Here is a 518-nt window from a genome sequence, read left to right as displayed (position 1 = left end):
GTGGGCTCGGAAGAGAACTTCAAGGTGATCTTCCAGCTGGCCGACAAGCTCGGCGCCGCCGTGGGCGCCTCGCGTGCGGCGGTCGATGCCGGCTACGTGCCCAGCGACCTGCAGGTCGGTCAGACCGGCAAGATCATCTCGCCGGAGCTGTACGTGGCCGTGGGCATCAGCGGCGCGATCCAGCACCTGACCGGTATCAAGGACGCCGGCACCATCGTGGCGATCAACAAGGACCCGGATTCGCCGATCTTCGAGATCGCCGACATCGGCCTGGTGGGGGATCTGTTCACCTTGCTTCCCGAACTGGAACGCGCCCTGTAACACTGCTAGAACGCCACCACACCCCTGAGTCAACACTTTGAACACAACGCCGCTCATGGCAGATCCCACGACTGATGCACTGCGACCAGATCAAGATGTTTCGGTCGTGGTGCCCGTTTATGGTTGTCGAAACTGCCTGGAAGAACTCGTCGACCGAATCAGTCGAACGCTTACCTCGTTTCCTGGAGCCCACGAGA

General features: G+C 61.2%; 1 protein-coding gene. It reads left to right on the top strand.

Annotated features, from left to right (window positions below; translation table 11 throughout):
* Positions 1-321, top strand: a 321-nt coding sequence (locus ACW6W5_RS17845) for an electron transfer flavoprotein subunit alpha/FixB family protein (RefSeq protein WP_458233676.1), incomplete at its 5' end; no start/stop codon positions are given.
* Positions 322-518: the final 197 nt, after the last annotated feature.

Source organism: Stenotrophomonas sp. IS26 (assembly GCF_054188265.1).
The sequence above is the reverse complement of the archived record's forward strand: the minus strand, read 5'-3'. Positions and strand labels throughout refer to the sequence as shown.